Here is a 22,612-nt window from a genome sequence, read left to right as displayed (position 1 = left end):
CAGAATCAACAGTGGAAGGCCACCGTGGCAGCAGCCGCCATCACGCTGCCCTGGGCTTCCTCGTCGGGTGAGATGCCCGCCTTCTCCTCGAGGAACGCCTGCAGCTCCTCCGGGCTGACGCCGGCGAGCTCCTCCAGCGCCTTCTCGCCGACCGCGGGGTCGATAACCGCGCGCTGCTCGTCGGTCATCGACGCCTCGGCGTCCTGGATCTTGCTGACGAGATCGGCGAACGCGGTCTCATCGACCGCGGAAACCATTGCTTCAGACATTTGATCCTCCTGATTCGTCCCCTGTCGGGTGACTGGGGAATCGAATGGACGTCCATGATCTAAACAAGGCCTCACCCCCCTGTCAATAGTTTGATGAATTCTATTTGCGTTCATTGGGAATATAATTCAGGGCGCGCAAATGGGCTTGTCGGCGTTATTCCGACAGGTTTTGCAGTCCTCCTCGATTAAGCGTGCATAAAGGGATTCACGCACCTCGTATGCAGGTGTGAGAAATGTCGCGGCACGCTGTGTTCCGACCCCTTTCTCCGAGGGAGGGGGTTCGACGGATCTGCGGGATAGACAGCGCGCTCCGACTCGTACCCGGCAAAGACGGAGAATGGCTCGGGTGGTGTCATTCGGGTTGGTGTCAGCAGGAACCCGGCCCCGAGCCGTGATGCAAGCTGCTGGGCGCAGCGGACCCCAACTGGTGGCGCAGCCGGGGCGAGGAGGTGCTGGATCGCTCACGGGCCGTCTTCTTGAACGCCCCGCGCACAGCGGCCGCAACCTCAACTATCCTGCCCTCGCCCGCAGCAGAACCATGGAAAAGCCGGGCGGACCGGCATATCCCATGCCCGCACCCAGTCACAACCCAAGACCCGGCCCCCGAAGGCTGAAAAGATCACTTCAGATACTGACCGGTGGATCGAGGCTAAGCGGTGAGCTCCCGTACGTACCGCCACTGCGTGGCCACCGGCGCATAGCCGAACCACCTGTTGATGGCGAGCATCGGCTCATTGCCCCCGTCGTTGCCGGCGAACGCCTCCACGCAGCCCGCCGCGCGGGCGCGGTGCAGCGAGTCGTTCTTGGCGAGCTTGGCCAGCCCTCGGCCCCGGAAGGCGCGGGGAGTGCCGGTCATTCCCGACCAGTAGCGGCCGCGCCGGTCGGTGTGGGCCAGGCTGAACGCGGCGACGGCGCCGTCGACGACGGCGACCGAGGTCAGCTCGCGGTCCAGGGCCGGGTGGTCCCAGGTGAGGGCCAGCCACTCGGCGTACGGCGGGCCGACGAACTGGACATCGCCCGGCTCGTCCTCCGTGCACTCGACGTCCGCCTCGTACAGCGGGCGCGGGTCGTCGGCGAAGTCGGCGGCCGTGCGCAACTCGACACCGCCCCACCGTGAAAAGCCGAGGGCTTGGCGGTCAAGCGGCGGCAGCGCGGCGCCGGCCAGATCCAGCCGCTGGACGCGGGAGCCGCGGCCGCGCCGGTAGCCGCGCCGCTCGGCGAAGGTCACGCAGCGCGGCTCGTCCAGCGCCCAGGCGGACACCTTGGCCGCTCCCAGCCCCGCCAGGCGCTCCTCGGCGGCCGACACCAGCGCGGACCCGGCCCCCGTACCGCGCGCGTCGGCGCGCACCACGGTCTGGGCGAACGCCTGCCCCGGCTCACTGGCGTCGTGGAACACACCCGTCGCACAGGAGCCGACGACCTGTCCGTCGGCCTCCGCGACCAGCAGCCGGTACTGCTGCTCGGGCGGCGCGCCGGCGACCGTCCAGGCCACCGTCTCCGGTGTCGTCACGAGATACGGGAAGGCGGAGCGCCGCACCTCGGCGGCGGCCTCGGCGTCCGCGGCACGGAAATCGCGCACGATCAGCGTCATGGTGCCGCAGGGTACGGACCGCCGCCCCGCGCCGCCTCTCCATTTCCGTGTCTGCGCACCGCCCGGCCGACCGTGGCACACAATAGGTGCGACAAACCCGCCCGCACGCCCTGGAGCCCAGCCCGTGGCCTTGAAGATCACCGTCGACCCGGATTCGGCGACGGCCCCGTTCGAACAGATCCGCGCCCAGATCGCCGACCAGGTCCGCTCGGGGGGCCTCCCGGTGGGCTACAAGCTGCCCACCGTACGCGGCTTCGCCGAGGAGCTGGGGCTCGCGGCGAACACCGTCGCCAAGGCATATCGGGCGCTGGAGTCCGACGGGGTGATCGAGACCCGAGGCCGCCACGGCAGCTTCGTCGCTGCTGCGGGCGACGCGGCCGCGCGGGAAGCCGCGAGCGCGGCGGCGGCCTACGCCCAACGGGTCCGGCGGCTCGGCCTGGACCGGACGGCCGCGCAGACCGCCGTGGACGAGGCGCTGCGGGCGGTGTACGCCGCGGACGCGTGACGGCCTGCGCCCGGCAGATCGCCAAAGCCTCGAACGGCCGGGCGCGTGCCGCACCATGGAGGCCGGAGGCCCACAGCCGACAGCCGACAGCCGACAGCCGACCAGGATCAGGATCAGGATGGAGTCCCCATGCCCAGCGCCAAAGCCATCGTCCGGCGGCCGAGCCCCCGCCTCGCCGAAGGGCTCGTCACCCACATCGACCGCAATCCGGTCGACGCCGCGCTGGCGCTGCGGCAGTGGGAGGTCTACGTCGTGGCGCTGCGCGCGCACGGCTGGGAGCCGGTGGAGGTGCCCCCGGCGGACGACTGCCCGGACGGCGTGTTCGTCGAGGACACCATGGTCGTCCACAAGAACGTCGCGCTGATCGCCCGCCCCGGCGCCGCCTCCCGCCGCGCCGAAACCGCCGACGTGGAGGAGGCGGTGACCGCGCTCGGGTGTTCGGTGAACCGGATCCGCGAGCCGGGCACCCTGGACGGCGGGGACGTTCTCAAGATCGGCGACACCCTCTACGTCGGCCGCGGCGGCCGCACCGACGCCGACGGCGTACGGCAGCTGCGCGCCGTCTTCGAGCCGCTGGGCGCCCGGGTGGTGGCGGTCCCGGTCAGCAAGGTGCTCCATCTCAAGTCGGCCGTCACCGCCCTCCCCGACGGCACGGTCATCGGCTATCCGCCGCTGGTCGACGACGTACGGGCGTTTCCGCGTTTCCTCCCCGTCCCCGAGGAGTCCGGCGCCCATGTCGTCCTGCTCGGCGGCGGCAAGCTGCTGATGGCGGCGAGCGCGCCGAAGAGCGCCGAGCTGTTCGCGGACCTCGGATATGAGCCGGTGCCCGTGGACATCAGCGAGTTCGAGAAGATGGAGGGCTGTGTGACCTGCCTGTCGGTGCGCCTGCGCGACCTGTACGCCTGACGACCGGGACCAGGGCCAGCCACGCTCTACGCCCTACAGATACAGCCCCGCATCCGCGTCGGCCGACTGCGACGGCACCGACGCGGGCCGGGTGCCGCGCCGCAGCGCGTACAGCTCGGCCAGCGTCGCCCCGTCCCGCCCGATGGACTCCTCGCTGCCCAGCCAGCTGACGGCCTCCGCGCGGGTGAGCCGCCCCACCTCGATCCTGGCCAGACAGCGGCCGGGCCGGACCACCGCCGGGTGCAGCCGCTCCAGGTCCTCGTTGGTGGTCACCCCGACCAGCACGTTCCGCCCCTGGCCGAGCAGCCCGTCCGTCAGATTGAGCAGCCGGGACAGGGCCTGGCCCGCCGTGTGCTTGGCCTCGCCGCGGATCAGTTCGTCGCAGTCCTCGAGCAGCAGGAGCCGCCAGCGGCCCTTGGCCGAGCCGTCGTCCTCACCGATGGCGATGTCCATCAGATAGCCGACGTCCGAGAACAGCCGCTCCGGGTCGAGTACGCAGTCCACCTGGCACCAGTCCCGCCACGAGCGGGCCAGGGTGCGCAGCGCGGAGGTCTTGCCGGTGCCGGGCGGGCCGTGCAGCAGCAGGAGCCGGCCCGCGATGTCGTCCGGGGTGACCTTCATCAGCCCGTCCATGGCCTCGGCGACCGGGGCGGTGTAGTTGCCCCGGATCTCCTCCCAGGTCCCGGCGGAGATCTGGCGCGTGGTGCGGTGCGGGCCGCGCCGCGGGGAGACGTACCAGAAGCCCATCGTCACGTTCTCCGGCTGGGGCTCCGGCTCGTCCTCCGCGCCGTCGACCGCCTGCCGCAGCACCTTCTCCGCGAGGTCGTCCGAGACGGCCGTCACGGTCACATCCGCGCCCCGGTTCCACCGGGACACCAGCAGCGTCCAGCCGTCGCCCTCGGCGAGGGTCGCGCTGCGGTCGTCGTCCCGCGCGGCGCGCAGCACCTTCGCGGCGGGCGGCAGCAGCGTCATACCGGACTTGACCCGGTCGACGGAGTGGCTGCGGGCGTACGGCTGCTCGCCGGTCGCGAACCGCCCGAGGAAGAGCGCGTCCACGACGTCGGACGGGGAGTCGCTGTCGTCGACGTTCAGCCGGATCGGGAGCGACTGCTCCGGGGGTGTGGTGGGCAGGGCCTGCCTCCTGGTCGGGCGGGACGGTGCGGCGGTCAGCGCACACCCGAGCCATGATTCAGCACGGGGGTCCGTCGCGCACCTGGGTTTGGGGGCGTTTACCGAGCTGTTCTCGAAGAAGCCCGCCGAATGGGGGCGTTCGTGGATACTCTTACCCGATATGGGGCGTCATGAGACGGGACGTCATACAGGGGGACGGATGGTGTTATCGCGCGGCGGGCGGTGGCGGATCGCGGCACTGCTCGGCATCGGTGTGGCGGCCTTGGCCCTGCTGCTCACCACCTGCGCCGGCCGGCCGGGGGACGGCGCCGAGCGGCGGGGCGCGGACCGGACGCGCGAGCGGCCCGTCACGGCGGCGCCCGGCTGGGGCCTCACCCACACCCAGTACAGCGCCGACCGCGGCACCGAGCAGGGCAGGCGCGCGGCGGAGAGGACGCTCTCCGCACAGCCGCTGACGCAGAACCAGCACATCATGGGCTGGGGCGCGAGCAACCCCGAGCCCTCGCCCGGCCGCTACGACTTCGCCGACCTCGACCGCCGCGTCGACCTCATGCGCAGGACCGGCGCCACGCCCGTGCTCACCCTGTGCTGCGCCCCCGACTGGATGAAGGGCGGCAAACCGGGGGACACGGACTGGTCGCAGCAGGCCCTGGAGACCGCGCCCGCCCCCGAGCACTACGCGGACTTCGCCGAGCTCGCGGGCAAGGTCGCCCGGCGCTATCCGGATGTGCGCCACTTCATCGTCTGGAACGAGCTCAAGGGCTTCTACGACGACGGCAGGAATCGCTGGAACTACGAGGGCTACACCAAGCTCTACAACCTGGTCTACGCGGAGCTGAAGAGGCAGAGCGCGCACAACCTGGTCGGCGGGCCGTACGTGGTCGCGGACAGCGAGCCGCCGGGCGCGGCGGGCGACTCCCACGGCGTCAGCGGCTCCCCGGCGGTCAGCGGGCCCTGGGGCTCGCTCGACCAGCGCTCCGCCGATGTGATCACGTACTGGAACCGGCACAAGGCGGGCGCGGACTTCGTCGTCGTCGACGGCTCCAGCTACACCCGCGAGGGCGATCAGCTGCTGCCGGACGAGTTCGGCGCGACCGCCAAGTTCACGGATGTGACGCGCTGGCTGCGCGAGACCACGCGGCTGCCGGTGTGGTGGGCCGAGTGGTACGTGGAGCCGCCCGACGCCGACGACGACCGCGACGGCTGGAGCGAGCCGCACCGCCTCGCCGTACAGGCGGCGGGGATGACCCGGCTGGCCCAGGGCGGTACAGCCGCCGCGCTCTACTGGAACCCGCAGGACACCGGCGCCAAGTGCCCCGGCTGCCTGTGGCGCAGCACCGAGCTGGCGGACGGCGGCGGCCCGCTGCCGATGATGGACCTGCTCGGCCGCTTCGCCCGCGAGTTCCCGCCCGGCACCCGCTTCCGGGCCGTGGACATCGCCGCCGACGACAGGCCGAATGTGGTGGTCCTCGCGGACGACGACGCGCTGCTGGTGGTGAACACCCTGAAGCGGCCGATCCATGCTCAGATCGACGGCCGGTCGTTCGACATGGACGGGTACGACGTGCGCTGGTTCAAGCGCTGAGGGCCGTAGCCCTCAGCGCCGTGGCCCCCAGCGCCGTGGCCCCCAGCGCCGTCGACCTCAGCGTCGGACGTCGTCGCCGTCCCGCATCCGCCGCCACGCCCTGCGGTAGAGGTCCGACGAGGGCTCATGGGGGACGATCACGCCGAGCGCCGGGTGGTCCGCCCCCTCCGACAGGCCGAACAGCGGCAGCTTCCACGACTCGAGGGGACGGAACGGGCTCTTCAGCGCCTCCCAGCCCCCCGGCAGGAACAGCGACCGGCCGGCCCGCGGGCGCCGGGCCTCCACCACCAGGTCGGTGGCGGCCAGTTCGGCGCGAGCCGCCTTCAGCCGGGCCGGCTTCCAGCCGGTCCACCGGGCCATGTGCTGGTCCGTCGGATCGGGCATGGCCAGCAGGGTCAGATAGACGGCGGCGGCGTCCTCGCCCAGCCCGTACGCCGAGGCGACCTCGGCGACCAGATCGGGCACCGACCGGCTGGGGTCCTGTGGCCACCAGGTGCCGTCCCGGCCGCGCTGTCCGGCGACGGGGTCGCCGGGGTCGGCGAGCAGGGCGGCGAAGGCGGGGTCGAAGGCGCGGTCCAGCGCCTCCTTCATCGGGATCGGCCGGTCCGGCCAGGTCTCGGGCCCGTACAAGAGCGCCAGGTGGGGGTCGGCACCCCGGTCGTCCAACAGGTCGGTGCGCAGGATGGGGTCGGTGACGTAGTCGCCGGCGTCCCAGTCGAGGTCCACAAAGGTGACCGCGCCGTACCGCACCCAGCCCTCGTGGGTCTCGTCGGGGGCGCCGGCTGCCTTGACGAACGCGCCGAAGCCGAAGTTCAGCCCCATCTCCAGCAGCATGCCGGGCGCGGCCAACCGGTCGCGGATCAGGCGCAACGCGGTGGGCAGCGCGGCCCGCAACGGGTCCCCGGCGGGCAGCCGGTGCGCCAGCCAACCCGCCATCGCGATCGCCCGGACCAGGACGCCGCCGGTGAACCCGACGGCCGCCGGATCGGTCGGGACGAGACGGGAACGGTCCCTGGTCCAGCCGAGATCCCGGTTCAGCTCCACGGCGGCCTCCGGCTCCACCACCGCGTGCAGCGCGGCGCCCGGCTCCCACGCCTCCTGGCGCACGCCCAGGTGTATCCGGGGCATGGCCTGCACCGCCTCGGTGAGCAGCGCGTCGGGGACCGGCCTGCGGCGGCCCACCCGCTCGTTCCACACCGCCGCGGCAGCGGCCACGTCCGGTCCTTCGGTCCACAGCCGGGCCGGGTCCTCGGGGAGCAGCGCCGCGACCACCTCGGCGGGGATCCCCCGGGGGGCGAACCTCCACACCTCCTCGCGCGCCACCTGGGCGTCGGCCGCCTTGAGGGGGAGCAGGTCGCGGAGCGCGGCGGAAGGGAAGTCCCGGCCGTTCTCGACCTCCGGCAGGCCCGCCACCAGCAGCCGGGCGAGCGCCGTCGAGACCCCGGTGAGCGAGGCGAACCGCTGCGCCGCCGACGCCTCCCAGGTGATCTGGCCACGCGCGGCCCACTCGTTCAGGAACGCCCGCAGCCAGCCGGGCTCCCGGTCCGTCCCGAGCGGTTCGAAGGACCGCACGGTGTACGGGGCGGGCACCTCGAACCGGCCGGTCGGGTCGTGGAACAGCGCGGAGAAGTCGCAGCCGTACTCGCCCCGCCGCTCGCGGAGGGGGACCTCGGCGTCCAGTACGGCCAGGAAGGCGCCGCCGTCCAGCGGCAGCATCCCGCGCCAGCCGTCGTCCCACTCGCTGCCGTCGACCTGGGCCAGTACGTCGGCGTCGAGGTGCAGTTCGTACGCGCGCCAGTGGCCGGTGCGTGCCGAGCGCAGCCCCAGGACGTCCACCAGGGTGAGCAGCCGCAGCAGGGCCTCCCGTTCCTCGGGCGGTGTGGTCGCCGAGGCGGCCCGGAACGCCACCGCGGCGCCCACGCGCAGCAGCTTGTCCCACCGCAGCCCGGATCGGCGCAGGCCGGCCTCCCCGATATGGAGCCGGGGGCCGGGGGCCGCGTCGGCCTCGCTCTCCGGCCCGGTGTCGCTCTCCGGCAGGGCGTGGTGCAGGGCGTCGTGCAGGGCGCGGAGTTGCGGAAGAGCGCGCTGCGCCCCCTTGATTCCCCGGAAACCGGCCACTTCCTGGTACTTGCTGAGGTGGAGGCCGCTGAGCGCGCTGCCGAGCAGCTCGTCGCGCGGATCGGTACGCGGCTCTCCCAGCTCGTCCGTGGGCTGAGGGGCGGCAGGCTCCTCGACGAGCCCGGCGCGCGCGCCGTCCAGCGCGGTCTGCCGCCCGGCGGTGAACCGTACGGCGGCGACGACCCCGGCCACCAGCACGTCGTCGCCGATCCGGGGGAGCAGCCTCCGTACGGCGGCCGGCAGCTGCCCGTCTTCGGCGCGTGCGGCCGTCAGCAGCGCGGCCGCCGTCTCGTCGTCGATGCGGCGCAGCGCCTCGGAGCCCTCCGGATCGCGGTACCGGAGCTGGTGCCAGTGCGCCGTGGGCGGCAGGACGGTCTTCTCCGGGACGAGCGTGCCCCTGCCCCCGGTGACCGTGCCGTCCGGGTCGATCAGATGGACCTGTCCGAGATAATCCCGCGCCAGGGTGCGCAGCCGGTCATCGCCCGGGAGTGCCAGGGCGGCGAACGGATGGGTGCCGGTGTTCGGGGACAGGACGTCCCGTCCGGCCGGCATGGTCACGGTGCGGCCGGCGAGGTCCTCGCCCCGCAGCGAGCCGTCGGGCTGTTCCGTCACGCGCCAGCCGAGCAGCCCGCCCACCGGTACCCCGAGCGGGGTGGCCTCGTCCGCCGGGGCGGGTCGCAGCCAGCTGTATTTGGCCACGACCGTGCTGCCGGCCAGGAAGCCGGGCGGGGTGGCGTCGCCCCGGGCGCCGGTGTCCGGGGCGTAGCGGTGCCATGCGCTGTGCAGGCGGTACTGGTGCAGGAACCAGTACGCGTCGCCGTCGCTGATCACCTCGTGCTCTTCCGGTACGCGGGTGGATCCGGGGCGCAGTGCCTCTGTGTCGCCGGTGGTGCGTCCGCCGCCGGGCAGGGGCAGGGTGATCGTCTTGGCGCGCCTCTCGTACTGGTCGGGGTCGCCCTGCAGCGGCAGGACTTCGGGGGCGGGATCGGTGGTGACCCCGGGGGTGGCTCCGGGGGTGTGCCAGTAGCCGACCAGCCTTCCGTTCCCGGCCTTCCAGTCCTTCCAGAAAACCAGCAGCGCCCCGTCGACGTAGTGGAACCCGGGCCTGCCCGAGACCTCGTTCTCGGGTGGGATCCGCAAGGTGTGGCGGAGTACGCAGCCCTCCGCGCCGAGCACCCGCACCTCGGTGGGGCCGGCGACGATCAGATACGGCCAGGCGTCCTGCATATCGGGCTCGGCCCACGAACTGCCCAGCTGGACCTCGGCCACCGCCTCCTCGAAGGCCGGCCAGCACAGTTCGCCCAGCAGCCCGCCCCGCAGGGTCCGGGCCAGATGCGGGGCGAGGTCGACCGCCGTCGCGGCGGTGACCTCCTCCTTGGCCAGGGCGAGGAGGTCGGCGGGGAGCCAGGTCAACAGGCGTTGTGCGAGCGGGAGTTCGGGCAGCGGGGAAGTCGCCGACCGGTGTGCCAGTCCGCGTATCCAGTCGGTCAGCAACGCGCGGCCACCAGGGGTCGCCTCCAGGGCACGGAGGGCCGGCAGATCGCGTGTCTCGCTGTAGAACCCGTCGGCCATCCTGCGGAACGGCTCGGCAAACCGCGGGTCGGCGGCCAGGGCACACAGGTCCCGCCGATCCTCGGCCTGGAGGACCCAACTCTCCAGGCTGAGCCGGCGGTCGAGTACGGGGTCGGCCACCGGCACCCCCGTAGCCAGCAGCAGGTCCAGCAGGCCCATCTGGCCGGCGAGCTCATCCGTCACCGCCATCGCCTCGCCCGTCCCGGCGAGCTCGGCGCGCAGCCGTCCGGCCATCCGCTGCACCAGGTCCTCAAGACCCGGCAGCGACTCGCCGTACCCCCAGTCGTGCACGATCCGGTTCAGCCATCCGACGGCGCCGTCGGCCGGCCGTTCGGCGTCCGGCACCCCGGGATCGACCAGGCCCGCGGTGGCGCCCGACTCCTCCAGCACCCTCAGCAGTTCGGCGAGCATCGCCCGTTTCTGCTCCCGGTTCAGCGTCCAGTCGTACCGGCGGCGCTCGAGGTTCAACAGGGCGGCGCGTACGGCGGATTCGCGCCGGGCCACCTTCACCAGGGCCGGGCGGTGCGCGCTCCACCAGCCGGCCGGAGCGTTGATCACCTCGGGTTGCTGCACGATCCGCGCCAGGTACTCCTGTTCCCGGGCGGCCGGATCGTCGGTCGCCCGGGCCAGTCGTCGTACCGCGCCGGCCATCTGCGCGGACGGCGCCTGCCCACCCTCCGTACGGCGCACACACAGCCGCGCGAACCTGCGGAACGCCTCGTCGGCGGGCAGCCGGCCACCGAGTTCCCTGGAATAGTCGGCCATCGCCTTGGCCGGCAGCGCGCCGGCGGCCACGAACTCCAGGAAGACCTCGTCGACGTGGTCGGCGTCGACCTTCAGCCCGAGCTCCGCCTCCGCCTGACGTGCGGCGGCCAGCATCTGGGCCGCATACGACGTGTGCTCGGTGGCGAGGAACGCCCGGCCGGCCTGCTCGAAGAACGGGGGCACGAGGTGCGGCGCCGAGTCGGCCAGCTTCCCGGCGATCTCCTGGTAGGCGCGCAGCGCGGCCTTCGGCTTGTTCCACGCGCGGCGCCGGGCGGTCTTCAGCTCCGCGTCCAGGTCGGGGACGGCGCCAAGGACACGTAACGCGTCCTTGGGGTGGGTCCGCCGTAGCCAGTCCAGGAATCCCTCGGCCGCTTTGGCCATGTGCCGCACCTCTCCTCGCGCCGGGCCGGATGTTCCGGCTCCGGCCACTGGAAGAGCGACGCTATAGGCGGCTACTGACAGTGCTGAGTCAGGACATCGTCCAGAAGCGCTGCCCGAGCGAGGCCAGCAGCACGGCCAGCAGCGGCAGTGAGAACCAGAACGAGCCCTGCAGCCACCGCAGCCGCCGCACACTCGGCCGGACCGCCACCCGCACCACCTCACGCGCCGTCAGCAGCGCGATCAGCGCGACCGCCGCGAGCGCGCCGAGCACCGACCACGGTGTCCAGGTGATCCGCGGCCCGGCGGGTCCCGGTGCGGGGCGCGGAGCCGGTCCGGGTGGCCGCCGCGTCAGCTCGTACAGCGCCGCGTCGTCGTTCGACACCACCCGGCGCAGCTCGGGCCGCCGGTCCAGGGAGCGCAGCAGCCGCCGCTCCCAGCCGGCCGAGTAGCCCGAGTCGAGCCGTAGATAGACGGACTGGCCCCGGCCCACCATCAGATACGAGTTCGGCCCCGCCCCGCGCAACGCCTCCACCAGGCCGTCGACGAGGACCGGGTCGCGCGGCGCGAGCGTCGGCAGATAGCTCACCCGCTCCATGTCCCGGTCCCCCCAGGGCATGGCCGGGGTGACGTTGTCGACGGTGTCGTTGCTCAGCCACAGCACACGCACGGTCGGCTTGTCGTGTGCGTATACGTACTCCATCGCCGCGACCTCGCCCGGCCGCACCCGCTCGAACGTCTCATTGCCCCAGCGGGCGACCAGAAAGCCGAACATGAGCACGAGCCCCGCCATCAGCGCGGCCACCGGGCCCAGGCCCCGGCGGGCCGACACCACGCGCGGGAACAGCGACAGCGCCCCCAGCGCACACGCGCCAGGCAGCGCGAACATGAACACGCGCAGCGCCATTTCCCCGCCGTACGACTGCATGCCGAAGCCGAGGAACGGTACGAACGTCAGCACCACCAGCGACCGCTCCGCGAACCCCGCCGCGCGCCGCCGCAACACCCCCCAGCAGGCGAGGGCCAGCACCCCGCCCGCCAGCGCCACACGGGTGTAGAGCACCAACTTGTGCACGCTGCTGCCGCCCTCGATACGCCCCGAAACGGACGAGGACACATTGCCGCCCACCCCGCCGACCCCGCCGAACAACTCGTCGAAGTGGCCCGACCAGTACGGCTCGGCCAGGAACCCGACCCACACCGCCACCAGCACCCCGCACAGCAGCGGCAGCCCGACCAGCTCCGACCGCCGCACCAGCACCAGCGCCGTCACCACCCCCAGCATCATGAACGGCGTCAGCTGATGCGCCGCTACCGACGCCATGAACAGCACGAGCAGCAGCCCCAGCAGCGCACCGCGCTGCCCGCGCGTGGCGTCGGCCACCTCGGCCTCGCCCGGCCACCACCTCCCGCGCAGCACACGCGGCTCACGGAACCACACCAGCAGCACGGCGACGAAGAGGAGATAGAAGAGATACGTGAAGCCCTGCGGCGAGAAGTAGTCCTGCCCCACCCAGCCGCACAGCGCGAACAGCCAGGCCGCCGTCCACTTCGCGCGCCAGCTCGCGCGCAGGGACCGCAGCAGCACCATCATGGGCGCGAGGTAGAGAAGCTGAAGAGCCGTCGGCCACCAGCGCAGCACCTCGGTGAAGTCCGTAACACCCGCGGCCCGCGCCAGGAACTCCGCTCCCGCGAAGAATCCAGGCCAGCTCCACCGCGCGTCCAGATCCGGGGCCGCCTCGCCGGTCCGGCCGATGTAGTCCAGAAACCCGACATGCTGCCACGCGGTCGCAAACCGCGGCTCGCCCTCCAACACGGCGGGCACGGCGTGCAGCGACACCACCGTCGCCACCAGCGCCACGGCCAGCAGCCCGTGCCGCGGCCGCGCCGACCACAGCGCACCGACAAACGCGACCACCAGCAGCGCCGCCCCGAGCAACGTAGCGCGCGGCAGCACGGAGATGAGCCCGAGGCCGCCCATGCCGTCCAGATCGCCCTCGCCCATCCGGCTCACCGGCACCCAATAACACGCGAGCGCGACGCCCAGCATGAGCCACAGCCCCAACGTCATGACGCGCCCGCGCCGGGGTGCGTCGGCCTTGCCGGCCCTTGGCGGGCTTGGTGTGCCTGGCCGGCCGGCGGAGCGGGGCCGCGCGTCGGGGTGCCAGGCCGAGCCTCCGGCCGGGTCGACCCGAGCGGGGGCTGCGCCTTGCAGGCGGTCGCTGTGCGGCGGAGCCGCATGTCCCATGCCCATGCGGATGCCGAGCGCCAGCGTGTCGTGGTCGAGCGCGGCGCGCCGCGCCCAGTGGGTGCCGTAGCCCGGGGCGGGCCCGCGGTCGCCGTGGACGGCGAGATCCGCGAGGTCGCCGTCGGGCGCGGTGTCGAGCTCGGGCGGCGGAGGCGGGGCGGCGTACGCGCCGTACCCGCTGGATACCCCGGGCTCCGCGTACGCCGTGGACCCCACGGGCCGCGCCCTGAGCACCCCGCGCAGCTTGACCGCCGCGATGGCGGCGATCACCGACAGGCTGGAGATCTCGGCGACCCCCGCCCCCGTGAGCCCCATCCGCGGCAGCAGCACCAGCGTCAGGCCCAGCACCGACACACACAGCAGCCCCTGCAGATAGGCCAGCCCCGACGTGCGGCTCTGCGCGCGCAGCACCGCGAAGTACACCTCGATGACGACCCGCAGCGCCGCCCCCACCGCGAACCACCGCAGCAGCGGCGCGGCCGCCTGCGCGTACCCGTCCCCGAACACGCCGAGGATCTGCGGCGCGAAGACGAAGAGAACGAGGCAGACCGGGACCATGATGCGCGCCATCCGGCGCAGCGCCGCGCGGCAGTTCTCCGCGAGCCGGGCCGGGTCGTGCGAGCCCTCGACGGTCAGCGAGGCGCCCATGTTGATGGCGAGCAGGTTCGTCGTACCGGCGATGGTGGTGGTGATGTAGAAGTACGCGTTGTCGGCAGCGCCGACCTGCGAGGCGACGATCACCGGCACCGCGTAGACCACGGCCAGCGAGAAGAGCGACCCCGTGCAGTCCCCGGCCAGGAAGCGCCCCATCTCCCGGTAGGTCGCGGGCCGCGCCGTCTCCCGCGTCGCGTCAACATGTTGGGGCACCAGCCGCCGGAACACCAGCCAGCCCAGCGGCACCACGGATACCGCGATCGAGGCGACCCAGGACACGAACACCCCGGCCGTCGGGATCGCCACGGCCGGCGCGACGAGCAGCAGTAGCTTCGCCGCCGAGAAGACGGTGTTGCCCACCGGCACCCAGAACGCCCTGCGCAGCCCGGTGAGCACCCCGTCCTGGAGGGTCAGCAGCGCCCACCCGACCACCGCGGCGATGAAGCCGAGACCGTGGAGGGTCCCGTGCAGAAAGCGGTACGAGGGCCCCCACGTATCGAGCGTCAGCAGGAAGACCCCGGCCGCCACCGCGACGATCACCGAGCTGCCCGCGTACGTACGCAGGACCAGCCGCCCGGTCGTACGCCCGGCGACCGGGATGAAGCGGGCCAGCGCCCCGGTGAGGGTCACCGCCGTGACCCCCGCGAGAAGCTTCATCGCGGCGATGGCCGCCGAGCCCTGGCCGACCGCGTCCTCCGCGTAGTAGCGGGCCGCGGCCAGCCAGAAGCCGAGGCCGAGGACGGCCGAGACGCCCGTGTTCAGCATCAGCGCGTAGGCGTTGCGGAACAGCTGGTTGCGATCGCGGTCGCCGCGGGGGCCGGTGTGCCCCGCGGGGGCCGCTGCCCGCGCGGTGGGCTGCTCGGTGGGCTGCTCGGCGGCCTGATCGGCGGACTTTCCGGCCCGGGTGGTCGTATCGGACACGGGCTCAGCGCACCTTCCCCCACACCTGACGTGATACCTGACGTGATCTGCGGACCAGGGCGTACCCCTTGGTGAGCGCCCGGTCCCGGGCGAAATACCGGCCGAGCGACCGGCCGTTGACCAGCTGCTCGAACTCCTCGATACGGGTGGTACGGCCCACCGTCACCCGCCGCAGGGCGTACGGCCCCTGACGGCGCGCCGCGAGGCCGTTGCCCACCGCGAGCCCCACCCCGAACCCGGCCGCGCGCACCGTGCGGCGCACGCGGGGGCTGGAGTAGCCGTAGGGGTAGGCGAAGGACGCCGGCGGGCGACCGAGCTCGTCCGTGAGGATCTCCCGGCAGCGCAGCATCTCGAACCACAGCCGCTCGTCGTCGAGCTGATCGAGCTGCGGGTGGGTGTGGCTGTGCCCGCCGATCTCGACCCCGGCGGCAGCGAGGGCGCGCAGCTGGTCCCAGTCGAGCATGAGATCGGGCGCGCCGCCCGTGTCGTACGGGCCGCGCAACCAGCCGGTCGCGGCGAACAGCGTGGCCGCGAAGCCGTGCGAGGCCAGCGCGTGGAGGGCATACCGGTGCACGCCCTCGTAACCGTCGTCGAACGTGATCACCACTGGCCTGTCCGGCAGCGCCTCCCCGCCCCGCCAGGCGGCGGCCAACTGCCCGCAGGTGACCGGCGTGAACCCGCCCGCGCCGAGCAGATCCATCTGCTCGTGAAACGCGCCAGGCGAGACGGACAGCCCCCGCGCCGCGCGCGCGGGAGCGTGTGCCACGGCGTGGTACATCAGTATCGGCACCCGCCCCTTCATACGCGGCCCCCCGCCGCGCGCGGGTGCGCTGCGTCGCGCGACGGCTCCACCATCGCGCTCAGGCCCACCCGGGCCGTCGGCCGCAGCCGACGGCCGGAGCGGGTGGGGTGGGGGAACGCATCGCGGCGTACGAGGGCTTGCGGTCTGCCGGTCATGTCGCCCCCTCGTGGGGCTTTGTGTACCGCTCTTCGCGCGTGTTCTGCCGCGCTGCCGCGCCGACCGCCCCCGCCCCCGCTTCCGCCCCGGGGAGCGGGGGCACCGCAAAGCCCGCGCCGCTTGACCTCCGGGCGCGGGCGGCGCCCACCACGTAGCCGCTTGCCGCGGCCGCGACGCCGGCCACGATCGCGCCCGCGCGGCCCACGCCGCCCGGTCGGCGCAGGAGCGCGTCGCGCAGGCCGCGGGCGATGCCCGCAGGCAGTACGCGGGTGGTGTAGCGGCGCTCCGAGGACAGGCCCGCCTGGGCTCCGACGCTGCGGGCCACCAGGGCCTTGGAGAGGCCCTCGGCGTAGGCGCGGGTACGGAAGTAGGCGAAGCGTTCGCGGACGGGTGGGACCTTGTGGTGGATCACGGCGCGGTCGTCGATGAGCAGCACCGCGTCCGGCCGGGCGCGGGTGAGCCGGATGCACAGCTCGGTCTCCTCACAGCCCAGCGGCCGCTTGTCGCCGTCCCGTCCGATGCCGGTCGCGAAGCCGCCCGTGAGCTGGAAGGCCTCGCGGCGGAAGGACGCGTTGCCGCCGAGGACGTTGCGCACCTGGACCCGGCCGGGCGGCAGCCCCCGGTACGTACAGCCGACGACCCAGTCGAACTCCTCCGGGAACCATGGCGGGCGGCGGCGGGAGGCCCACACCGGGACGGTGCGCCCGCCGACCGCGAGCACCGCCGGGTCGGCGTAGGCCGCGGCGAAGTGGTGCAGCCAGTCGCGTTCGGCGACGGCGTCGTCGTCGAGGAAGGCGATCACCTCGCCGGCGGAGGCCGCGATACCGGTGTTGCGGCCCGCGGACAGGCCGCGGGGGCCCGCGTTGGCGAGCACCCGCACCTGTACCTTCTCCCGGCCCTCCGCCCCCGCACCCCCATCGCCGTAATACGCGGCGAGACGGCGCAGCAGCGCGGGGTTGTGGTCGACCACGAGAAGCGTCTCGTGCGCGGGCAGCGACTGGCCGCGCACCGAGTCGACCGCCGCGACGATGTCGTCCCAGCGCTCCTCGGTGTAGACGCAGATCACCACGGACATCCGGAGCTGCGACGGGACGGAGGGGAGCGCGGTCACGACAGCTCTCCCCGGATCGCCGCCGGCGCCGGCGCGGGGTGGCGGCGCCGCCTCGCGCCCCGCTCGCGCAGGATCACCCTCAGCACGCGCAACCCGTCGCGCACGGCCCGTAGATTGCTGACGCCGTGAATGCGCTCGTACTCATGGCTGGGGATCTCCTGGACCCGCAGACCCGCCTTGACCACGCGGATGTTCATCAGGGTCTCGACCTCGAACCCGACGCAGTCCAGCGCGATCTCGTCCAGGCAGCGGCGCCAGAAGGCGTTGTAGCCGTAGCACAGATCGGTGTAGCGGGCGCCGAACTTATGGTTGACCAGCGCGGTCAGCGCGCGGTTGCCGAGCTTGCGGATCGGCGTCATATCGTCCGTGCCACCGCCGTTGGCGAATCGCGACCCCTTCGCGAAGTCCGCCCCGGAGACCAGCGCGGACACATAGCTGACGATCTCGCCGCCGTCTGCCGAGCCGTCCGCGTCGACCATCACCACGATGTCGCCGGTGCAGGCGGCGAATCCGGTGATGAGTGCGTCGCCCTTGCCCTTGCCGCGCTGCGGTACGACCTTCACCCCCGGCCACAGCTCGCGGGCCACCCGGACCGTGTCGTCCGTGGAATTCCCGTCCACGAGTACGACTTCATGGATCCAGCCGGGCAGTGTCTTGAAGACGTACGGAAGGTTCTCGGCCTCGTTCATGGCCGGAATCACGACGCTCACCGGCGGCGCGATCGCGAGATGAGAGGACACCGGGCGATACCGCTGCGATGTGGATTCGCCTTCCGACGCGGATTCGCCTTTCGGTGCTTCCGGGTGCACAGAGGAGCTCATGGATGTTTTCCCTCTCGTCCGGTGGACCGTCCGCCCCCGGGCGGTCCGTTGGGTTATCCGGTTCGAAAGGGGGGTTCTCACCCGCCCATGACGACATGACCGCCTGACGACATCGACAGCCGAACAAGAACGAGCGAGCTGGCTGGTGTTACTTGCCTCGCGGCCCGCGTCACGGCATGCCTGAGCAGCGCAAGCGCACACAGGACAGCCGGGCGCGGCACCCCCCTACCGCGGTCCCGCCCCGGAATCCATCGCGACGTTCGAGCCCTCCCCTAGAGCCGCCATGGTGATGGTTCCGATGCGGGTGTGACTGTGGCTATGACGGTATTTACCTTGATTGTTCCATGGCAAGAGTAATCACCCGAACACCCCCTTTGGTAAATGCGTTCGTCAACTCTTGGTCCGGATACTGCCCAATCGCTTGAGCAGTCGGTCCGCCGGTCCGAAAAGCTCCGGCCGGGAAAGCACCGTATTTCGCAGTGCCCGAATCGGCGCACGCCGCGCCCGGTGCCCGAGCGCCATCGGATGGCGGCGCGTCACCCACCCCTCCGACACGCTGAGATCGCGTGTTTTGAGGGAGTTCTTGTATTCCTTCTCACCGCGTCCGAGATCGAGATAAGCCACCCCCTGGGCGGCCGCCCCCTCGGCCATCCGCAGATGCAGCACCAGCCCGGGCGAGTATTTCGCGAACGCCGTGTCGTACGCCGGGAACCAGCAGGCCAGTACGCGCTCCGAACACAGCCCGAAATGCGCGGCCACCGGCCGCCCGCCGCAGTAGAGCACCGAGAGCAGCCCGGCGCACGAGGCGCCGCGCGTATGGAAAAGCTGCTCCACCAGGCGGGTGATCCAGGCGTGGGCGAAGCGGTCGCTGCGCCCCGTCCTGCGGTACTGCGCGGACTTCCAGTCGATCAGTGTCCGCAGTACGGCCGGATCGCGCTCGTCGTGGACGTATCGCACTTCTCCGACGTCCCGGGCCAGTTTGCGCTCCTTGGCGAGCGTGGTGCGGGTGAACTTGGGTGAGCGGGTGCGGAGCTGGGCCAGATACGCCTCGAAGCCCTGCTCGACGTCGATCACGGGGGAGGGAAAGGAGCCCCGGGCCCCCACCTCGAAGGGCTTCTGCCCCTCCACTAAGTGATCGAACTCCCAGACCGCGAGCCCACAGGCCCGCAGCAACTCGCGCGCGTCCCACTGGAACCCGGGCCGGTGCATCAGGCCCTGCGAATCCGAAAGGCCCAGGCCGATCGCCCGCCCCACGCCGAGCCGGGTCCGCTGGAACGGGAAGAAGGCCACCGGCTCGCCTTCTTCGCGCACCACCGCGATCCGTACCCCACGTCTGCAGCGGCCGATGGCCAGCGTGAACTCCGGGGAGAGAAAGGGGTTCGCGAGCTCGGGCGCGCCCAGGAGGTGCGCCTGCGCCTGCATGGCCGTCCAGGCCGCCCGGTCGACGGCCGTCAGATCGCCGGGGTGATACACGCCGATGTCCACGTTTCATCCCTGACCGTCTCATCCCTGACTGCTCGTCGCGCGAAGACTGCTCGTCGTACTACATGGGCTGCTCGTCGTACGGGGGCTGCTCGTCGTACGTGGACTGCTCGTCGTACGGGGGCCGCTCCTTGCGTGGCGACGGCGCCGCGCGCGGGCCTGGCGTACCGACAGGAGCCCCGCGGACAGGAACAGCACCAGGCTCACCGCGCCGACCGCCACCACGCCCCCGCGCACCGACCACATATGCGAAGCGAGCATCGCCTGCGCGACCAGCAGATCCAGTGCGAGCGCACCGACGCCCGCGAGTACCGCCCGGGCCGCCCCGTCCAGCCCGCGCAGCGCGCCCCCCAGGGCCGATGCGGGCGCCGTGATCAGGAAGAGGAGAGTGAAGGGCGCGCGCAGCGGTGAGTCGATGCCCGCGAGTGTGAGCGCGGCACCGACCCCTCCGATGCCGACGGTGACCCCCACGAGCGCCGACGGGAATCGCACACCTGTTGGGCTCTTGTCACTGTTGGTCTGCATTGGCGACTTTGCCCCCTGAAGCGCCGGATGCCGGGCTTCAATGTCGCGCAGCCGGAGGAAGCCCGTCAAGATGCGGCAGATGTGCGAACGGGCGGGTCAGAGACGTGAGTTGACCCTTACGCTCCGCTTGCGCAACGGCGTGCGCGGTGGCGCGCGACCAGCGCGGGGGGCTGCCGCGCGGGAAGTTCATCGGCCCGACCGGAATATTTTCCTAACTACACGCATAGACCCTTGGTTTCGGCGGGATGACATAGCCATGTCACGCCGAGGCGCTTGATGCAACGACGCGGCGGTGTGACAGACGGTTTCGAACACGATTGCCCCCTTTCGGGGCGGTCGTGCCGCAACAGCATCGGCAGCAATCCTGCTAAGGGAGACTGAATGAAACTGTCCAGACTCACGGCCACCGCAAGCGCATTCGTCGTCGGTGTGGTGCTCGCCCTCGCCGGGGCCGGCGCGGCTCAGGCCGCGGAGAGCGCCGCCGGGCCCGCCTATGTGGCGCTCGGTGACTCCTACTCATCCGGCGTCGGCTCCGGCAGCTACGACTCCGCGAGTGGCAGCTGCAAGCGCAGCACCAAGGCATACCCCAAGCTCTGGGCCGCCGCGCACGCCCCCTCGAGCTTCAACTTCACGGCCTGCTCCGGCGCCAAGACCGGCGATGTCCTCAGCAACCAGCTCGGCCCGCTGAACTCCGGCACCGGCCTGGTCAGCATCAGCATCGGCGGCAATGACGCCGGCTTCGCCGACGTCATGACCACCTGTGTGCTGCCCGGCGAGGACAACTGCCTCAGCGCGGTCGCCAACGCCCGCAGCTACGCCCAGAACACCCTGCCCGGCAAGCTGGACCAGGTCTACGACGCGATCCGGGCCAAGGCGCCGTCCGCCCGTGTCGTCGTCCTCGGCTACCCGCGCTTCTACAAGCTCAACGGCGACTGCATCGCGGGGCTCACCGAGAGCGAGCGCACCGCGATCAACAACGCCTCGGACTACCTGAACTCCGTCACCAAGGGCCGCGCCTCCGCCCACGGCTTTGTCTTCGGTGACGTGGCCACCCCGTTCACCGGCCACGAGATCTGCTCCGGGAGCGAGTGGCTGCACAGCGTCACCTGGCCCATCGACGAGTCCTACCACCCGACCGCCGCGGGCCAGTCCGGCGGCTACCTGCCCGTCCTGAACACGGCTGACGGGATCTGATCAGCTCTTTCAAGCTTTTTGCTTCGCCGCCATGTACGAGCGGGAGGCCCCGGACGGTCGTCCGGGGCCTCCTCGTATACCGCCTCGACGGCTTGTGTATTTGTCGATACGACGTCAGCCCAGCGTGGTTGCGGCCCCCCTGAGCACCAGCCCGCAGCCCAGCGCCAGCACCACCGCCGCCGTGCCCACGGGCGAGGCGCGATGCAGCAGACGCAGCACCCGCTGACCGCGGCCACCGTCACTCGCCCGGGCCGCCAGCCGCTCCGTGGCCCGCCGCCCCAGGCGCACCACCGCGATCCCGGCCAGCGTGAGCGTGAGCGCGAGCCCCGCGCCGTACGCCAGCACCAGCAGAAACCCGAACCATGCCTGCCCGAGCGCGGCCGCCCCTACGAGGACGACCACGGCGGACGGGCTGGGCACCAGCCCGCCGGCGAAGCCGAGGAGGAGGGTGCCGCGCAGGGTGAGGCGGCCGGAGGGGAGGGGGTGGGAGTGGGTGAAGCCGCCGTGGGAGTGGACGTGGGCGTGCTCGTGTTCCTTTTCGTGTTCGTGCGTGTGGCTGTGCTCAGGCGCATGCTCGTGTGCGGGCTCGTGCCCGTGGCTGTGGTCGCTCGCGCGGGCGTGTTCGTGCCCGTGGCTGTGTTCGGGGCCGTGGTCGTGACCGTGCTCGTGTTCGTGCTTGTCGTGATGGTGATGGTGTGCGGGAGCGCGCCGCCGCAGCGCCTTGCGCAGCAGCCCCGCCCCGGCCAGCGTCACGAGCACCCCGCTCGCGATGCCCAGCCACGCGATCACCGACGGCGCGGCCGCCGAGCCCGCCGTGACCAACAGGCCCAGCGCGAACACCCCGAGGGTGTGGGTGATCGTCACCGACGCGCCCAGCGCCAGCACATCGCGCATCGCACTGCGCCCGCCCGCCGCCGCGGCCGCCGCCATCAGCGTCTTGCCGTGGCCGGGCGCGAGCGCGTGCATCGCGCCGAGCAGCATGGCGGTGGCGAACGCGGTCACGGCGAAGAAGGGCGTGATGTCGTGCCGCGCCACCAGGTTGGTGAGCGCCTGCGTCCAGCGGTCCACGCCACGCGGCAGTACGGAGCTGCCGGGCGGCTCGGACTGTTCGTCCGCCGACTTGGCGAGCGCGGGCCCGCCCGGCGCGGTGCGCAGCGCGGCGGTCCGCTCGTCGGACGGGGAGGACAGCTGGTCCTGCGGATAGCGGGTCAGCCGCCGGGACGCGGAGGACGTGGGCACGTCGGAGGCCGCGAGCGTCATACGGTCTCCCCGCGCGGTCATCTCGCGCCAGCCGGGCCCCGTGCCGATGTCCGCAGGACGGTACGCGAGCGAGGCGTGCCCGTCGCGCGGCAGCGCGGCGGTCAGCCGGCACTCGACGCGCAGCGTCGGCAGACCGGCCTGCCCGGCCCGCGAGCGCGCCTGCGCGCCCTCGCTCCGTACGGACACCGACCGCCCCCGCACCGTCAGCCGCGCGTCCCGCGCCGCGCTCGCACAGCGCCGGTCGGCCCAGGCGGCCAGCTCGGGGCGGGAGAGCTTGTCGTCGCCGTCCTTGTCGATCCGCGGCTTCGCCTGCGCGGCCGGGATCTCGGCGAGGTCTTCCACATGGTCGACCCGTAGCTCGCTCGGCGCGACGACCAGCCCGTCGTAGCGGTTGACGGTGAAGTTCCCGAGCGGATGCGCCTCGGCGGCCCCGGCGGGCAACACCACGATGGCGGCCGCCCCGAAGAGCACGGACGCGGCGGCGCCGATGCGGCGGGCGCGCCGGATCAGCCGGTTCATGGACGGGTACCTCCTGCAGTGCGGATGGGTCGGTACGGGTGTGGGTGCGGGCGGGGCCTTCGGCCCCTCCCCGGCCCGGCTCCGCCGCGCGGGGGTGAG

The 22,612-nt window shown here is 72.3% G+C and carries 16 protein-coding genes; 4 read left to right on the top strand and 12 right to left on the bottom strand.

Features of this window, described 5'->3' with window-relative positions; all coding sequences use genetic code 11:
• Positions 1-5: 5 nt before the first annotated feature.
• Together tvaA and ACWDSL_RS07310 are read right to left on the bottom strand one after the other, a co-directional pair.
• Complete coding sequence (gene tvaA / locus ACWDSL_RS07315; RefSeq protein ID WP_450482610.1) at positions 6-269, bottom strand: thioviridamide family RiPP peptide; 264 nt, start codon at positions 267-269, stop codon at positions 6-8.
• Between the two features lie 649 nt (positions 270-918).
• Positions 919-1,860, bottom strand: coding sequence for a GNAT family N-acetyltransferase (locus ACWDSL_RS07310; protein WP_450482608.1), 942 nt, complete (start codon positions 1,858-1,860; stop codon positions 919-921).
• Positions 1,861-1,984: 124 nt separating this feature from the next.
• Between ACWDSL_RS07310 and ACWDSL_RS07305 the strand changes: the two genes are divergently transcribed.
• Together ACWDSL_RS07305 and ddaH are read left to right on the top strand one after the other, a co-directional pair.
• Positions 1,985-2,365: a GntR family transcriptional regulator gene (locus ACWDSL_RS07305; protein WP_089513504.1), complete on the top strand. Its 381-nt coding sequence runs from the start codon at positions 1,985-1,987 to the stop codon at positions 2,363-2,365.
• Between the two features lie 129 nt (positions 2,366-2,494).
• Positions 2,495-3,271, top strand: coding sequence for a dimethylargininase (gene ddaH / locus ACWDSL_RS07300; protein ID WP_450482605.1), 777 nt, complete (start codon positions 2,495-2,497; stop codon positions 3,269-3,271).
• A 33-nt stretch (positions 3,272-3,304) separates the two neighbouring features.
• Here the strand turns inward: ddaH and ACWDSL_RS07295 are convergent, their stop codons facing one another.
• The gene (locus ACWDSL_RS07295; RefSeq protein ID WP_450482706.1) at positions 3,305-4,402 is read right to left on the bottom strand and encodes a DUF5925 domain-containing protein; all 1,098 of its coding nucleotides are present in this window, start codon (positions 4,400-4,402) and stop codon (positions 3,305-3,307) included.
• Between the two features lie 199 nt (positions 4,403-4,601).
• On the opposite strand from ACWDSL_RS07295, the gene ACWDSL_RS07290 reads away from it, so the two are divergent.
• Positions 4,602-5,987, top strand: a complete 1,386-nt coding sequence (locus ACWDSL_RS07290; RefSeq protein WP_450482603.1) for a xylan 1,4-beta-xylosidase — start codon at positions 4,602-4,604, stop codon at positions 5,985-5,987.
• A gap of 57 nt (positions 5,988-6,044) precedes the next feature.
• On the opposite strand, the gene ACWDSL_RS07285 is transcribed toward ACWDSL_RS07290, so the two are convergent.
• The 8 genes from ACWDSL_RS07285 to ACWDSL_RS07250 all read right to left on the bottom strand — a co-directional run bounded on the left by ACWDSL_RS07285 (position 6,045) and on the right by ACWDSL_RS07250 (position 19,540).
• The gene (locus ACWDSL_RS07285) at positions 6,045-10,823 is read right to left on the bottom strand and encodes a DNA-binding protein (protein WP_450482601.1); all 4,779 of its coding nucleotides are present in this window, start codon (positions 10,821-10,823) and stop codon (positions 6,045-6,047) included.
• A gap of 88 nt (positions 10,824-10,911) precedes the next feature.
• Positions 10,912-14,643 carry a lipopolysaccharide biosynthesis protein gene (locus ACWDSL_RS07280; RefSeq protein WP_450482599.1) on the bottom strand — a complete coding sequence of 1,244 codons (3,732 nt, stop codon included), beginning with the start codon at positions 14,641-14,643 and terminating at the stop codon, positions 10,912-10,914.
• 4 nt (positions 14,644-14,647) lie between these two features.
• The gene (locus tag ACWDSL_RS07275; RefSeq protein ID WP_450482597.1) at positions 14,648-15,445 is read right to left on the bottom strand and encodes a polysaccharide deacetylase family protein; all 798 of its coding nucleotides are present in this window, start codon (positions 15,443-15,445) and stop codon (positions 14,648-14,650) included.
• Complete coding sequence (locus tag ACWDSL_RS07270) at positions 15,442-15,600, bottom strand: hypothetical protein (protein ID WP_450482595.1); 159 nt, start codon at positions 15,598-15,600, stop codon at positions 15,442-15,444. The genes ACWDSL_RS07275 and ACWDSL_RS07270 overlap by 4 nt, the downstream gene beginning before the upstream one ends.
• A complete protein-coding gene (locus ACWDSL_RS07265) occupies positions 15,597-16,676 on the bottom strand; it encodes a glycosyltransferase family 2 protein (RefSeq protein WP_450482704.1) in 1,080 nt (359 codons plus the stop codon). The genes ACWDSL_RS07270 and ACWDSL_RS07265 overlap by 4 nt, the downstream gene beginning before the upstream one ends.
• Before the next feature lie 32 nt (positions 16,677-16,708).
• Positions 16,709-17,533, bottom strand: coding sequence for a glycosyltransferase family 2 protein (locus ACWDSL_RS07260; protein WP_450482593.1), 825 nt, complete (start codon positions 17,531-17,533; stop codon positions 16,709-16,711).
• Between the two features lie 390 nt (positions 17,534-17,923).
• On the bottom strand, positions 17,924-19,018 hold the full coding sequence (locus tag ACWDSL_RS07255) for a GNAT family N-acetyltransferase (RefSeq protein ID WP_450482591.1): 1,095 nt from the start codon (positions 19,016-19,018) through the stop codon (positions 17,924-17,926).
• Between the two features lie 18 nt (positions 19,019-19,036).
• Complete coding sequence (locus ACWDSL_RS07250; RefSeq protein WP_450482589.1) at positions 19,037-19,540, bottom strand: hypothetical protein; 504 nt, start codon at positions 19,538-19,540, stop codon at positions 19,037-19,039.
• Positions 19,541-19,921: 381 nt separating this feature from the next.
• Between ACWDSL_RS07250 and ACWDSL_RS07245 the strand changes: the two genes are divergently transcribed.
• A complete protein-coding gene (locus ACWDSL_RS07245) occupies positions 19,922-20,734 on the top strand; it encodes an SGNH/GDSL hydrolase family protein (protein ID WP_450482587.1) in 813 nt (270 codons plus the stop codon).
• A 114-nt stretch (positions 20,735-20,848) separates the two neighbouring features.
• Here ACWDSL_RS07245 and ACWDSL_RS07240 read toward each other — a convergent pair whose 3' ends face one another.
• Complete coding sequence (locus tag ACWDSL_RS07240) at positions 20,849-22,513, bottom strand: urease accessory protein UreH domain-containing protein (RefSeq protein ID WP_450482585.1); 1,665 nt, start codon at positions 22,511-22,513, stop codon at positions 20,849-20,851.
• Between the last annotated feature and the right edge of the window lie 99 nt (positions 22,514-22,612).

It is taken from the genome of Streptomyces sp. NPDC000941, from assembly GCF_053599555.1.
Note: the sequence above shows the minus strand (reverse complement) of the source record. Positions and strands in the feature narration are given on the sequence as shown.

Excerpts from the sequence above, each read along its gene's own strand:
- tvaA (WP_450482610.1), bottom strand. The coding sequence starts at position 269 with ATGTCTGAAGCAATGGTTTCCGCGGTCGATGAGACCGCGTTCGCCGAT.
- ACWDSL_RS07310 (WP_450482608.1), bottom strand. The coding sequence starts at position 1,860 with ATGACGCTGATCGTGCGCGATTTCCGTGCCGCGGACGCCGAGGCCGCC.
- ddaH (WP_450482605.1), top strand. The coding sequence starts at position 2,495 with ATGCCCAGCGCCAAAGCCATCGTCCGGCGGCCGAGCCCCCGCCTCGCC.
- ACWDSL_RS07290 (WP_450482603.1), top strand. The coding sequence starts at position 4,602 with ATGGTGTTATCGCGCGGCGGGCGGTGGCGGATCGCGGCACTGCTCGGC.
- ACWDSL_RS07285 (WP_450482601.1), bottom strand. The coding sequence starts at position 10,823 with ATGGCCAAAGCGGCCGAGGGATTCCTGGACTGGCTACGGCGGACCCAC.
- ACWDSL_RS07275 (WP_450482597.1), bottom strand. The coding sequence starts at position 15,445 with ATGAAGGGGCGGGTGCCGATACTGATGTACCACGCCGTGGCACACGCT.
- ACWDSL_RS07270 (WP_450482595.1), bottom strand. The coding sequence starts at position 15,600 with ATGACCGGCAGACCGCAAGCCCTCGTACGCCGCGATGCGTTCCCCCAC.
- ACWDSL_RS07265 (WP_450482704.1), bottom strand. The coding sequence starts at position 16,676 with ATGTCCGTGGTGATCTGCGTCTACACCGAGGAGCGCTGGGACGACATC.
- ACWDSL_RS07260 (WP_450482593.1), bottom strand. The coding sequence starts at position 17,533 with ATGAGCTCCTCTGTGCACCCGGAAGCACCGAAAGGCGAATCCGCGTCG.
- ACWDSL_RS07250 (WP_450482589.1), bottom strand. The coding sequence starts at position 19,540 with ATGCAGACCAACAGTGACAAGAGCCCAACAGGTGTGCGATTCCCGTCG.
- ACWDSL_RS07245 (WP_450482587.1), top strand. The coding sequence starts at position 19,922 with ATGAAACTGTCCAGACTCACGGCCACCGCAAGCGCATTCGTCGTCGGT.
- ACWDSL_RS07240 (WP_450482585.1), bottom strand. The coding sequence starts at position 22,513 with ATGAACCGGCTGATCCGGCGCGCCCGCCGCATCGGCGCCGCCGCGTCC.